The 13,758-nt window shown below is 65.1% G+C and carries 8 protein-coding genes and 2 riboswitches; of the genes, 2 read left to right on the forward strand and 6 right to left on the reverse strand.

Features of this window, described 5'->3' with window-relative positions:
* Nucleotides 1–62: 62 nt before the first annotated feature.
* From gcvP to TK49_RS02195, 4 genes are all read right to left on the reverse strand, one after another.
* The gene (gene gcvP / locus TK49_RS02180; protein ID WP_045785242.1) at nucleotides 63–3,002 is read right to left on the reverse strand and encodes an aminomethyl-transferring glycine dehydrogenase; all 2,940 of its coding nucleotides are present in this window, start codon (nucleotides 3,000–3,002) and stop codon (nucleotides 63–65) included.
* A 65-nt stretch (nucleotides 3,003–3,067) separates the two neighbouring features.
* Nucleotides 3,068–3,448 (reverse strand): glycine cleavage system protein GcvH, encoded by a 381-nt coding sequence (gene gcvH, locus TK49_RS02185; protein WP_045785243.1) that lies wholly within the window; start codon nucleotides 3,446–3,448, stop codon nucleotides 3,068–3,070.
* Between the two features lie 41 nt (nucleotides 3,449–3,489).
* On the reverse strand, nucleotides 3,490–4,617 hold the full coding sequence (gcvT, locus tag TK49_RS02190; RefSeq protein ID WP_045785244.1) for a glycine cleavage system aminomethyltransferase GcvT: 1,128 nt from the start codon (nucleotides 4,615–4,617) through the stop codon (nucleotides 3,490–3,492).
* 132 nt (nucleotides 4,618–4,749) lie between these two features.
* A riboswitch (glycine riboswitch) is annotated at nucleotides 4,750–4,877 on the reverse strand.
* Between the two features lie 12 nt (nucleotides 4,878–4,889).
* Nucleotides 4,890–4,987: riboswitch (glycine riboswitch) on the reverse strand.
* Between the two features lie 396 nt (nucleotides 4,988–5,383).
* On the reverse strand, nucleotides 5,384–5,710 hold the full coding sequence (locus TK49_RS02195; protein ID WP_027678500.1) for a hypothetical protein: 327 nt from the start codon (nucleotides 5,708–5,710) through the stop codon (nucleotides 5,384–5,386).
* A 272-nt stretch (nucleotides 5,711–5,982) separates the two neighbouring features.
* Between TK49_RS02195 and TK49_RS02200 the strand changes: the two genes are divergently transcribed.
* The gene (locus tag TK49_RS02200; protein ID WP_045785245.1) at nucleotides 5,983–8,103 is read left to right on the forward strand and encodes a UvrD-helicase domain-containing protein; all 2,121 of its coding nucleotides are present in this window, start codon (nucleotides 5,983–5,985) and stop codon (nucleotides 8,101–8,103) included.
* Between the two features lie 719 nt (nucleotides 8,104–8,822).
* On the forward strand, nucleotides 8,823–10,307 hold the full coding sequence (hemN, locus tag TK49_RS02205; protein WP_045785246.1) for an oxygen-independent coproporphyrinogen III oxidase: 1,485 nt from the start codon (nucleotides 8,823–8,825) through the stop codon (nucleotides 10,305–10,307).
* A 7-nt stretch (nucleotides 10,308–10,314) separates the two neighbouring features.
* Here the strand turns inward: hemN and pyk are convergent, their stop codons facing one another.
* Both pyk and TK49_RS02215 read right to left on the reverse strand, forming a co-directional pair.
* Nucleotides 10,315–11,790 (reverse strand): pyruvate kinase, encoded by a 1,476-nt coding sequence (pyk, locus tag TK49_RS02210; RefSeq protein WP_045785247.1) that lies wholly within the window; start codon nucleotides 11,788–11,790, stop codon nucleotides 10,315–10,317.
* A 614-nt stretch (nucleotides 11,791–12,404) separates the two neighbouring features.
* A complete protein-coding gene (locus TK49_RS02215; protein ID WP_045785248.1) occupies nucleotides 12,405–13,724 on the reverse strand; it encodes a glycerate kinase type-2 family protein in 1,320 nt (439 codons plus the stop codon).
* Nucleotides 13,725–13,758: the final 34 nt, after the last annotated feature.

Consider the following 13,758-nt stretch of genomic DNA (forward strand, 5'->3'; position numbering starts at 1 on the left):
CCCGTGGTGCGAGGCGGCCGCCTGAGGCGCGGCGCGATGGCAATCGCGCTGGGTCGCCGGCTTTAGTCCTGCGCGTACTCGCTCATCGGCACGCAGGCGCAGAACAGGTTGCGGTCGCCGTAGACGTTGTCGGCGCGGCCAACCGGCGGCCAGTACTTGCGTGCGCGCAGCGATGCCACCGGGTAAGCGGCCTGCTCGCGCGTGTACTTGTGCGACCAGTCATCGGCCATCACCACGGCTGCGGTGTGCGGCGCGTGCTTGAGCGGGTTGTCTTCACGGTCGAATTCGCCCGAGATGACCTTGTCGATCTCGCCGCGGATGGCAATCATCGCGTCGATGAAACGGTCGAGTTCCACCTTCGGCTCGCTTTCGGTCGGCTCGATCATCAGCGTGCCCGGCACCGGGAAGCTCATCGTCGGTGCGTGGAAGCCGAAGTCCATCAGGCGCTTGGCGATGTCTTCGTTGCTGATGCCCGATTCCTTCTGCAGCGGACGGATGTCGAGAATGCACTCGTGGGCCACCAGGCCGTGCGCGCCCGTGTACAGCACCGGGTAGTACGGCGCGAGACGCTTGGCCACGTAGTTGGCCGACAGGATGGCCGTCTCGGTGGCGGCGGTCAGGCCCGCGGCGCCCATCATCGCGATGTACATCCACGAGATCGGCAGGATCGACGCCGAGCCGAACGCCGACGCCGACACATTGCCGATGTTCTGGCTGGCATCTTCACCCGACGCCGCGCGCCCCGGGAGGAACGGCGCGAGGTGCGCACCCACGGCCACCGGGCCGACGCCCGGGCCGCCGCCGCCGTGCGGAATGCAGAACGTCTTGTGCAGGTTCAGGTGCGAGACGTCGCCGCCGAAGTGGCCCGGCGCGGCGGTGCCGACCATGGCGTTCATGTTGGCGCCGTCCACGTAGACCTGGCCGCCATGGCTGTGCACGATTTCGCAGACGCGCTTCACGCCTTCCTCGAACACGCCGTGCGTGGACGGGTAGGTGATCATGATGGCCGCGAGGTTCTTGCTGTGCTCGGCGGCCTTCTTTTCCAGATCGGCCAGATCGACGTTGCCGCGCTCATCGCAGGCCACCACGACCACCTGCATGCCGGCCATCTGCGCCGATGCGGGGTTCGTACCGTGCGCCGACGACGGGATCAGGCACACGTTGCGGTGCGCTTCGCCACGGCTGGCGTGGTAGGCGTGGATGATCAGCAGACCGGCGTATTCGCCCTGCGAGCCGGCATTCGGCTGCAGGCTCACGGCGGCGTAGCCGGTGGCGGCGCAGAGCATCTGCTCGAGCTGGTCGATCATCTCGCGGTAGCCGACGGTCTGGTCGGCCGGTGCGAACGGATGGATGTTCGAAAACTCGGGCCACGTCACCGGCAGCATTTCTGCGGTGGCGTTGAGCTTCATCGTGCACGAGCCCAGCGGGATCATCGTGCGGTCGAGCGCGAGATCCTTGTCAGCCAGGCTGCGCAGGTAGCGCAGCATTTCGTGCTCGGAGTGGTGCGCGTTGAACACCGGATGCGTCAGGTATGCGCTCTGGCGGATGAGCGAGGCCGGATACGCATCGGCGACGCCCGCTTCGGTCTGGTCGAAGTCCGGTGCGGCGGCGTGCGCGGCATGCGCGAAGATGTCCCACAGCGCCACGACATCGGCGCGCGTGACCGTCTCGTCCAGCGAGATGCCCAGTCGCGCGTCGTCGATCTGGCGCAGGTTGATGCCGTGCGCCTGCGCAGCGATGTGCAGGTTCGCGGTGCGCGGGCCGGTGGCGACGGTCAGCGTGTCGAAGAAGGCGTCGGCTTCCAGCGTGTAGCCGATCGCGCGCAGGCCGGCGGCCAGCGTGGCGGTCAGGCGGTGCACGCGCTGGGCGATGCGCTTCAGGCCTTGCGGGCCGTGGTAGACGGCGTACATCGACGCCATCACGCCCAGCAGCACCTGCGCGGTACAGATGTTCGAGGTGGCCTTCTCGCGGCGGATGTGCTGCTCGCGCGTTTGCAGCGCGAGGCGGTAGGCCGGGTTGCCTTGCGCATCGATCGTCACGCCGACCAGTCGGCCGGGCATCGAGCGCTTGAACGCATCGCGCACGGCCATGTAGCCGGCGTGCGGGCCGCCGAAACCGAACGGCACGCCAAAGCGCTGCGTGTTGCCGATCACGACGTCAGCGCCCCATTCGCCCGGCGCGGCCAGCAGCGTGAGCGCCAGCAGGTCGGCGGCGGCCACGACCAGGCCGCCGGCGGCGTGCACGGCATCGGTGAGCGCCTGGTACGTCGCCAGATCGCCCAGCAGCGCACCGTTGGCGCCCGGGTATTGCAGCAGCACACCGAACGCGTCGTGCTTGGCAGCGTCGGCGGCAGGGCCGGTCACCACCTGCACGCCGATCGGCTTGGCGCGCGTGCGCACGACTTCCAGCGTTTGCGGCAGCACGTCGTCGGCCACGAAGAACACGGTCGACTTCGACTTGCCAATCCGCTGCAGCAGCGTCATGGCTTCAGCCGCGGCGGTCGCTTCGTCCAGCATCGACGCATTGGCGATGTCCATCGCCGTAAGGTCGATCACCATCTGCTGGAAATTCAGCATCGCTTCCAGGCGCCCCTGGGAGATTTCCGGCTGATACGGCGTGTACGCCGTGTACCAGGCGGGGTTTTCGAGGATGTTGCGCAGGATGACGCCCGGCGTGTGCGTGCCGTAGTAGCCCTGGCCGATCAGGCTCTTGAACACGCGGTTCTGCCCCGCGATGCCGCGCAGCTTGGCCAGCGCCGCTTCTTCGGTCAGCGGTTGCGTGAATTCGCCCAGCGGCATCCCGTCTTTGCGGCGGATGGCGGCCGGGATCACGGCGTCGATCAGCTCGGCGCGGCTGGCGTAGCCGAGCGTGGCCAGCATCTGCGCCTGCTCTTCGGCAGACGGGCCGATGTGGCGATGCGAGAAGGCGTCGCGCGCCTCCAGTTCGGCGAGGGTAGGACGTTCAGCGGCAAGCGCCGAGGAAGCGGGGTGCGGAGCGTTCATGGCAAGGGCTCGAAATTCAGGCAAAAGCCGATGCGCGGGTCAGGCGCATCGGCTCGGGGTGCGGCTTAGGCGCGTTCGGCGGCGTACTTCTCTGCCGTCCACAGCGCGTTCACGTCATCGGCGTTGGCCGGCTTGATCTTGAAGAGCCACGCGGCGTACGCGTCGCCGTTGACGGATTCGGGCGAGCCGATCGCATCTTCGTTGCGGGCAACGATCTCGCCGGCAACCGGTGCGTAGATGTCCGAAGCGGCCTTGACCGACTCGACCACCGCAATCGCCTCGTCCTTGTTGACGCTGCGGCCGGCTTCCGGCAGATCCAGGAAGACGATGTCGCCCAGTGCGTCCTGCGCGTAGTCGGTGATGCCGATGGTCAGCGTGCCGTCGGCTTCAACGCGGATCCACTCGTCGTGTTCGGTGTACTTCAGATCGGCGGGGACGTTGCTCATGAAAAGGTTCTCCGGAAGATGGGAATGGTGGGAATTCGGGTTCAGCTGACCAGCGCCTTGCCATTGCGCACGAACGGCAGTTTAACCACTGTCGCGGTCAGCTTGCGGTCGCGGATTTCGACCTGCACGTCGGTGCCCAGGGCCACGCTCTTCGGCAGGCGCGCCAGTGCGATCGATTGCGACAGGCTCGGACTGAACGTGCCGCTGGTGATTTCGCCGTCACCGACGGGCGTGATGACCTTCTGGTGGGCGCGCAGCACGCCGCCCTTGTCGCGCAGGATCAGGCCGACGAACTGTTCGCGCTGACCGCCGGCCAGCAGTGCGGCCTTGCCAGTGAAGTCGCGTTCGCTTTGCAGGTCGACCGTCCAGGCCAGGCCGGCGTCCAGCGGCGAGACGTGCTCGTCCATGTCCTGGCCGTAGAGGTTCATGCCGGCTTCCAGGCGCAGCGTGTCGCGTGCGCCCAGGCCTGCCGGGCGCACGCCGGCCTGCAGCAGGCGCTCCCACACGCCGGCGATCTGCGCGGCGGGCACGACCAGTTCGAAGCCGTCTTCGCCGGTATAGCCGGTGCGCGCGACCATGATCTCGCCCACGTGTTCCACGGTGACGAACCCTGCGTTGAAAGGCTTGAGCGCGTCGCCCACCGCCTGCGTGCCGGGCAGTGCCGCGTATGTCCGGGCGCGGGCGTTCGGGCCCTGCACCGCCAGGATGCCCAGCGGCTCGGGGCCCGCGTTGTTGTCGGAGCGGCGCGGCGTGATCGTCACACCGGTACCGGCGGCATTGTTCTGCGCGACGATCCACTCGAGGTCGGTCGGCGCGGTGCCGGCGTTGACCACCAGGCGGAACCAGTCTTCACGGAAGAAATAGACGATCAGGTCGTCGATCACGCCGCCCTTGGCGTTCAGCATGCAGCTGTAGAGCGCCTTGCCGGGCGTCTGGAGCTTGTCGACGTTGTTGGCCAGCAGCCCACGCAGGAAGTCGCGCACGCGCGGCCCCGTGAGGTCGACCACGCACATGTGCGAAACGTCGAAGACGCCGGCGTCCTGCCGCACGGCGTGGTGTTCTTCGATCTGGGAGCCGTAGTTGACGGGCATGTCCCAGCCGCCGAAGTCGACCATGCGGGCGCCCAGCGAGCGGTGGATGGCATTGAGCGGCGTGTGTTGGAGCGTCATGGAGTCTCTCGGCTTGAGGCGCCGCCGGTGTGGCTGAGGGCGCGGCGCATGGATCGGAACCAGAAAAGCAAAAAGGCCACCCGCGCAGCCTGATGCCCCATGGTGACGCCATGAAGATCAACAAGCTGCGCAGATGGCCCCTCTGTCCTTGGTACCTGAGAGATTGCGAAGCGGTGCGCATAGCGGTGCGCGCCGTTCGTGAGCCCCTTCGGTGGGCGCCCGCAGTGGTCGTGCGGCGCCAGCTCTCCAGAGTGCGGTCGGACGCATGTCCGCCGATCCGCCCGGTCCTGGATGCCTGAGAGTTTTCGGGTGCTACCCCTTCGGCGGCGCCTTGCCGTGTACGGCGGGCACGCTCTCCCGGATGGATGGGCGGAATTTACGGAAGGGGGATGGGATTGTCAATTGGGGTGGACTTGGCGGTCTCGGGTGGTGGGGAGGGCTGGATTTTTTGTGCTTGTGGTGCATCCCTTGTTTCATCCCTGCCGGGGCTGACTCACTTTCGTTGGTCTTGCCCAAAGAAAGTAAGCAAAGAAATGCGCGCCCGAGATGGCGAAAGACTCCTTCAATTTCCGTAACCGGGCGGAGACGGGGAAAACTCGCTGCGCTCAGACAGTTCCCCGCCTTTTTTCCGCCCGCTTACGAAAATTGAAGGCGCCATCTAGGGCAGGAACGTCAAAGACGAAAGACAACGGCCACACCGTCGGGGCGCGGGCGGGAGCGCCTTGTGGTGTGGCCGGAGTGCGGGTGTGGCTGGTCTTGCTTTGACTTACTTGCCGATTTGGCGGCTGACCTGGTTTTCCTGCTGGTTCAGCGTGCGCTGTTCCTGTTTGGTGATGTGCCCACCGTTTTGGGCGGCCATGTCGCGCTCTTCCTGGCGAATCTGGCGGTCTTCCTTGTGCAGCTGGCGCGCCTGGCTCTTGGTGATTTCGCCTTCCTTCACTTCGTTGTGGATGCGCTTGTTCTGGTTGGCGAGGCGGTGGTTGACCTCGGCGCGGCGCGGGTGGTCCTTTTGCCATTGCGTCTGGGCGAAGGCGCCGGTGGTGGCAGACAGGGCGACGGCGCTGATGGCCAGGGCTTTGACGATGCGGTTCATGGTTTTTCCTCCGGTGGGCGGCCGACCGATTCAGCCGCTGTCCTGTCCATAACGGCGTGCCGCGCAGGCTCGCTTACCCCGTTCGTGTAACGGTGCGTAAGCGGTGTAACGCCCTTGCGAAAAGCGAGGGGCGCAAACGCGTGCGGTGCGGTATTGGGCACCTCCGCAGGTGCCCTGCAACAGCCCCCTCGTCGGCTCAATCGATGCAAAAGCGCCGTGCTACCATCGCCCTCCGCTGTCGTTCCCGCCTGCTTTTTCTTCCGCCTGTCCCCATGTCTTCCGGTCTTGCCCACGGGCTCAACGCAGCCCAATCCGAAGCTGTGCACTACCTCGACGGCCCCTGCCTCGTGCTGGCGGGAGCGGGTTCGGGCAAGACGCGTGTGATCACGCAGAAGATCGCGCACCTGATCCTCGACAAGGGCTTCGAGCCCAAGCACATCGCCGCCGTCACGTTTACCAACAAGGCAGCCAAGGAAATGCAGGAGCGCGTGGCCAAGCTGATGGAGGGCCAGACGCGCGCAGACGGCAAGCGCATCCCCATCAAGCAGCTGACCGTCTGTACGTTCCACTCGCTGGGCGTACAGATCCTGCGGGCGGAAGCCGAGCATGTCGGCCTCAAGCCACGTTTCTCGATCATGGATTCCGACGATTGCTTCGGCATGATCCAGGAGCAGCTCGCGACCACCGACAAGCAGTTGATCCGCCGCGTGCAGAGCACGATCTCGCTGTGGAAGAACGGTCTCGTCGATCCGGACACGGCGATTGCCGAGGCGCTCGCCAACAACAACGTCGACGACCACCAGGCCGCGCTCGTCTACCGCAACTACGTGGCGACGCTGCATGCATATCAGGCGGTGGATTTTGACGACCTGATCCGCATTCCCGCCGAGCTGTTCGCGCGCAATGAAGAGGTACGCCTGAAGTGGCAGAACCGCCTGCGCTACTTCCTCGTTGATGAATATCAGGACACCAACGCCTGCCAGTATCAGCTGCTGAAGCTGCTGGCGGGCGGCTCGCACCTGCGTGCGCCGGCCTTCACGGCGGTGGGCGACGACGACCAGGCCATCTACGGCTGGCGCGGCGCCACGCTCGACAACCTCAAGCTGCTGCAGACCGATTTTCCGAACCTGAAGGTGATCAAGCTGGAGCAGAACTACCGCTCCACGGTGCGCATCCTGAACGCCGCCAACGCGGTCATCGCGCAGAACCCGAAGCTGTTCGAGAAGACGCTGTGGAGCGAGCACGGCATGGGCGACCCCATCACCGTGACCAGCGCCAATGACGAGGAGCACGAAGCCGAGAGCGTCGTCTTCAAGCTGTCCGCCCACAAGTTCGAGCGTCGTGCGCAGTTTCGCGATTACGCGATCCTGTATCGCGGCAACTTCCAGGCGCGCCTGTTCGAGCAGATCCTGCGGCGCGAACGCATTCCGTATGTGCTCTCGGGCGGGCAGAGCTTTTTCGACAAGGCCGAGATCAAGGATCTGTGCGCCTATCTGCGGCTGATTGCCAATGCGGATGACGACCCCGCGTTCATCCGCGCCATCACCACGCCCAAGCGGGGCGTGGGCAATGCGACGCTGGAAGTGCTGGGCGCATTCGCGGGGCAGGCCAAGGTGTCGCTGTTCGAGGCGGCAATGATGGGCGGCATCGAAGCGCAACTCGCGCCGCGCCAGCTGGAGCCGCTGCGGGTGTTCTGCGAGTTCATCGTGCGGCTCTCGGACCGCGCCGCCAGGGAGCCCGCCGCCACGCTGCTCGACGAGATGATGGAAGGCATCCACTACGAGGCCTACCTGTACGACACCTACGACGAGCGCCAGGCGCAGAACAAGTGGACCAACGTGCTGGAGTTTCTCGACTGGCTCAAGCGCAAGGGCACCAAGCCGGAGAAGGATGACGACGAAGAAGCCACCGGTTTCGACAACGCCGATGGCCTGATGGACGCCGGTAAAAACCTGCTGGAACTCACGCAGACCATCGCGCTGATCAGCATGCTCGAAGGCAAGGAAGAAGACCCGGATGCGGTGCGCCTGTCCACGCTGCACGCCAGCAAGGGGCTCGAATATCCGCACGTGTTTCTGGTGGGTGTGGAGGAAGGCATCCTGCCGCATTGTCGCGAAGACGACGATCTGACGGACGAGAAGATCGAAGAAGAGCGGCGGTTGATGTATGTGGGGATCACGCGGGCGCAGCGCAGCCTGCATATCAGCTGGTGCAAGAAGCGCAAGCGGGCGCGGGAGACGGTGGTGTGCGAGCCGTCGCGCTATATCGCGGAGATGAAGCTTGGGGAGGATGCCGGGCCGACGCCGGAGGACACGATGCCAGCGATGTCGCCGAAGGATCGGTTGGGGGCGTTGAAGGGGTTGTTGGCGGCTAAGAAGACTGTGGTTTCGTGATTGGGTTTTGGGTTTTGGGTTTTGCCTTGGTGGTCCATCTGTGTTTCGTACCCTGCCGGGCACGACTCACTTTTCTTTGTCTTGCCAAAGAAAAGTAAGCAAAAGAAAGGCGCGCCCGAGATGGCGACCCATCCCTTGAATTTGCGTAACCGGGCGGAGGTGGGGGAAAACTCGCTGCGCTCAGACAGTTCCCCACCTTTTTCCCGCCCGCTTACGAAAATTCAAGGCGCCATCAAGGGCTCAACGTCAAAAGAAAAAGGCCAACCCATCGTGCGGTTGGCCTTTTCGTTCGGACTGGCGCCCAGGCGGTGTGGCTTTTGTCCTTTGACTTTCCCTGCCCTAGATGGCGCCTTGAATTTCTGTTGCAGGGAGGAAAAAGGAAGGGAAACTGTCTGAGCGAAGCGAGTTTTTCCCTTCCCCTCCCTGCGACAGAAATTCAAGGAATGGGTCGCCATCTCGGGCGCGCATTTCTTTGCTTACTTTCTTTGGGCAAGACCAAAGAAAGTGAGTCAGCCCCGGCAGGGGATGAAACAAGGGATGCACCAACAATCCAGAACTCAAAAAAAACACCCATCAACGCCCAGCCCCGTTGTGCCGCCGTGACGCCACGCGTGCAGTACACAACGCTTTGGAACCCGCATTGACCGACGTTGACACACATCAACCCGACACTCACATCGCGGTTTTAGGATGACCTATCGCCCCACTAGAACCGCCCCATGTTTCCGTTCGCCAAGCCGGCCGATCCTCCGTCCGCCGCCAACGACAGCGCTTTCCGCTGGTCGGCTCCCCAGGTGCGCGCGCTCGCGCAGCGTTTTGATACGCACGGCCCGCGCTATACCTCGTATCCGACGGCTGACCGCTTTCACAACCAGTTTGGTAACGCCGATTACCTCGACGCCTTGCACCGCCGCGCCGCGATCGCGCCTGCGCTGCACGCGCCGCTGTCGCTGTACATGCACCTGCCGTTTTGCGCGAACCTCTGCTACTACTGCGGCTGCAACAAGGTCATCACGAAGGACCGCTCGCGCAGTGCACGCTATGTTGAAACGCTCGCGCGTGAGATGGCCATGGTGGCCAACCAGATCGGCCCACTGCGCCGCGTGACGCAATTGCACTGGGGCGGCGGCACGCCCACGTTCCTCGCGCACGACGAGATGCGCGCCGTGATGGCCGCGACGCGCGAGCATTTTGCGCTGATGGGCGACGCCGAAATCTCCGTCGAACTCGACCCGCGCCACGCCGACGACGCCACGCTCGAAGTCCTGGCCGAGATCGGCTTCAATCGCGCAAGCCTGGGCATTCAAGACTTCGACCCCGAGGTGCAGCGCGCCGTGCACCGCACGCAGAGCGTGGAAGAGACGCGCCGCGTGGTCGACACCGCGCGCCGGCTCGGCTTCGAGTCGATCAGCTTCGACCTGATCTACGGCTTGCCGCATCAACGCACCGAGACCTTCAACGCCACGCTCGATCGCGTGCTGGAGATGGCGCCCGACCGGCTGTCCGTCTACAGCTACGCGCATCTGCCGCACCTGTTCAAGCCGCAGCGCCGCATCGATCTGCTCGCGCTGCCGACCGCCGACGAAAAACTCGATTTGCTGGCGATGACGGTGGAGCGCCTCGTCGCCGAGGGTTATGTCTACATCGGCATGGACCACTTCGCTCGGCCTGACGATGCGCTTGCCATCGCGCAGCGTGAAGGGCGGCTGCAGCGCAATTTCCAGGGCTATTCCACGCACGCCGATTGCGACATGCTGGCGTTTGGCGTGTCCGCCATCAGCCGCGTGGGCGATGTGTATGCGCAGAACGAAAAGGATCTCGACGCGTACTACGCGCGCATCGATGCCGGCGAACTGGCCGTGCTGCGCGGCATGTCGCTCACGCCGGACGACCACGTGCGCCGTGCGCTGATCGGCGAGCTGATGTGCGGATTTGAACTGAACATGCGCACCTTCGGCGCGCGCCACGGGCTGGACTTCAAGCGCACCTTCGCAGATGAGCTGCGGGAGCTGGCGCCGCTGGAGGAAGCCGGGCTGGTGCGGGTGGGGGACGAACGCATCGTCATCACGCCGCAAGGGCGGCTGCTCGTGCGCCGCATCGCGATGGTCTTCGATTCGCACCTGCGCCAGGCGGGCACGGAGCGTGCGGTGGAAGCCGGGGGCAAGCCCGTCGGCTTCGTTCCGCGCTACTCCAAGGTGGTCTGACGCAGCGTCAGGCCGTCGCGGCTTCGAACTGCTCGGCGCGCGTTTCCGTCGCGGCTGCCACGGTCTGCGGCCAGATTTCCGCCAGGCGCAGCAGGTTGGTCGAACCGGCCTGGCCGAACGGCATGCCCGCCGTGATGGCGATCTGGTCGCCCGACACGGCAAAGCCTTCACGTGCGGCGGCCCGGCACGCCGCGTCCACCATCTCGTCGACATTGCTCACATCGGGGCTGACCGTGCTGTGCACGCCCCACGCGATGGCCAGCCGGCGCGCCGTGTCCAGGCGCGGCGTGATGCTGACGATGGGCGCCAGTGGCCGCTCGCGTGCGGCGCGCAGGCTCGTCTTGCCGCTGGACGTGTACGTGACGGTGGCCACTGCGCCGAGGATGTGCGTCACGTCGCGCAAGGCCGCGCAGATGGCGTCCTGGCGCGTCGGCAGCGGCGGTTGATGCTGCGCGTCGATCAGGTTGCGGTAGAGCGGGTCGCGTTCGGTCTCGGCAATGATGCGGTTCATGATGCTGACCGCCGCAACCGGATGCTTGCCGCTGGCCGACTCGGCCGACAGCATCACGGCATCGGTGCCGTCGTACACGGCGCTGGCCACGTCGGAGGCCTCGGCGCGCGTCGGCACCGGCGCTTCGATCATCGATTCCAGCATCTGCGTGGCCACGACCACCGGCTTGCCATGCTGGCGCGCCATGCGCAGGATGCGCTTCTGCACGCCGGGCACGCGCTCGGGCGGCAGCTCCACACCCAGATCGCCGCGCGCCACCATCAGCGCGTCGGAGGCCTGCACGATGTCTTCGAGGTGCAGCAGCGCGGCGGGCTTTTCGATCTTCGAGAGCAGCCCAGCCCGGTCGCCGATGATCTCGCGTGCGGCGATCACGTCTTCGGCGCGCTGCACGAACGACAGCGCAATCCAGTCCACACCCAATGACAGCGCGAAGTCGAGATCGCGCAGGTCTTTCTCGGTGAGCGCGGGGATGGGGATCACAGCGTCCGGCACGTTCACGCCCTTGCGGTCCGACAGCGGGCCGCCATCGACCACGCGCGTGACGATGGCCGTCGGGTCGGCGGCTTCCACGGCCAGGCGGATCTTGCCGTCGTCCAGCAACAGCGACTGGCCCGGCGCGGTAGCAGCGTACAGCTCCGGATGCGGCAGATGCACGCGCGTGACATCGCCCGGCGTCGGGTCGCGGTCGAGCACAAAGCGATCCCCGTTCTTGAGCACGACGCGGCCGTCGGCGAACGTGCCGATGCGCAGCTTCGGACCTTGCATGTCAGCGAGGATGCCGATCGGGCGACCGGTCTCGGCCTCCACCGCGCGCACGGTGTCGTAGCGCTTGCGGTGGTCTTCGTGCGAGCCGTGGCTGAAGTTCAGGCGGAAGACGTCCGCGCCGGCGTCGAAGAGGGCGCGGATGGTGTCTTTGTCGCTGCTGGCGGGGCCTAGGGTGGCGAGGATTTTGGTGTTGCGGAAGCGGCGCATTTTGGTGTTTCCGGTGGGGGTTGTTTATTTGGGCCTTGGTGGTCCACTCCCTTTCACCCCCTGCCGGGGGCGACTCACTTTCTTTGTCTTGCCAAAGAAAGTAAGCAAAGAAAGGCGCGCCCGAGATGGCGACCCCTTCCTTGAATTTGTGTAACCGGGCGGGGAGGAGGCAAACTCGCTGCGCTCAAACAGCCTCCTCCCTTTTTCCGCCCGCTTACACAAATTCAAGGCGCCATCTAGGGCAAGGTACGGCCACACAATCTGTGTGCTGACCTAGGTGGCTCTTGTTTGTTGCTGTGTTGCTCGCTTTGCTTCGCGTTGTGCTGCTGGTTCCTGCTGCAGTCGTGGTCGATGGTTTGGCCGTTGACTTTGTTGCCCTAGATGGCGCCTTGAATTTCTGTTGCAGGGAGGAAAAAGGAAGGGAAACTGTCTGAGCGAAGCGAGTTTTTCCCTTCCCCTCCCTGCGACATAAATTCAAGGGGAAGTCGCCATCTCGGGCGCGCCTTTCTTTGCTTACTTTCTTTGGCAAGACAAAGAAAGTGAGTCAGCCCCGGCAGGGGATGAAACAAGGGATGCACCACAAAACCAAAACCCCATCCCCCTCGCCCAAAAAATTAGCCGGTAATCAAAATCGCCCGAAAATCATTCACATTAGTCCGGGTCGGCCCAGTCACAATCAAATCCCCCAGCGCATCAAAAAACCCATACCCATCGTTGTTGTCGAGCAATTGCTTAGCCCGCAACCCAAGCGCTTCAGCACGCGCCAGACTATCCGGCGTCAACATCGCGCCAGCGTTGTCTTCCGAGCCATCGATGCCATCGGTATCGCAGGCAATCGCATACACCCCCGGCAGACCATCCAACGCCACGCCCAGCGCCAGCAGGAACTCGGCATTGCGCCCTCCGCGCCCATTACCGCGCACGGTCACCGTGGTTTCACCACCCGACAGAATCACGCACGGTTTGGTGAACGGCTGATTGCGCGCCACGATCTGACGCACGATGCCGGCATGCACTTCGGCCACATCGCGCGCCTCGCCTTCAATGCTGTCCGACAGGATGTGCGCCTCGTAACCGAGCGCGCGTGCCTGCGCGGCGGCCGCTTCCAGCGCGTGCTGGGCCGTCGCGATGACGTGGCTGCGATGGCCTTTGAAACGTGCATCGCCGGGCTTGGGCGTCTCGCCCGCGCCGCTTTCCAGATGACGGCGCACCGCTTCGGGCACGTCGATGCCGTATTTATCGATCACGGCCAGCGCATCTGCGCAGGTGGTGGCGTCGGGCAGCGTCGGGCCGCTGGCGATGAGCGTCGGGTCGTCGCCGGGAATATCCGAGATCAGCAGCGTCTCGACGCGTGCCGGTGCGCACGCCAGTGCCAGGCGCCCGCCCTTGATCGACGAGAGGTGCTTGCGCACGCAGTTCATCTCGCCGATGCTCGCGCCGCTCTTGAGCAGCGCACGGTTGACGGACTGCTTGTCGGCCAGCGTCAGGCCTTCGGCGGGTGCAGCCAGCAGGGCCGAGCCGCCGCCGGAGATCAGGCACAGCACGAGGTCGTCTTCCGTCAAACCTTCGAGCAGGCCGACCATGCGTTGCGCGGCGCGTTGGCCGGCTGCATCGGGCACGGGGTGCGAGGCTTCAACCACCTCAATGCGGCCCTGCGTGCCGGGCGCACGGCCGTGCTCGTAACGCGTGACGACCAGGCCGGACAGCTCGCCCTTCCAGTGCTGCTCCACCGCCTCGGCCATCGCTGCAGCGCCCTTGCCAGCGCCGATGACGATGGTGCGGCCACGCGGCGGTTCGGGCAGGAATGCCGGCAGGCATTGCGCAGCGCTGACCGCAGCCACCGCGGTATCAAACAGGCCGTGCAACAGCGCGCGCGGCGACGGATTGGGCAAGGCGGCGCGCAGGGCGGCCTGGGCAGACTGGTCGTGGTGCATGGCAGAAAGCGGGGAAACAGCAAAAAGACTGCCG

It is taken from the genome of Ralstonia mannitolilytica (genome assembly GCF_000954135.1).
Classification (GTDB): Bacteria; Pseudomonadota; Gammaproteobacteria; order Burkholderiales; family Burkholderiaceae; genus Ralstonia; species Ralstonia mannitolilytica.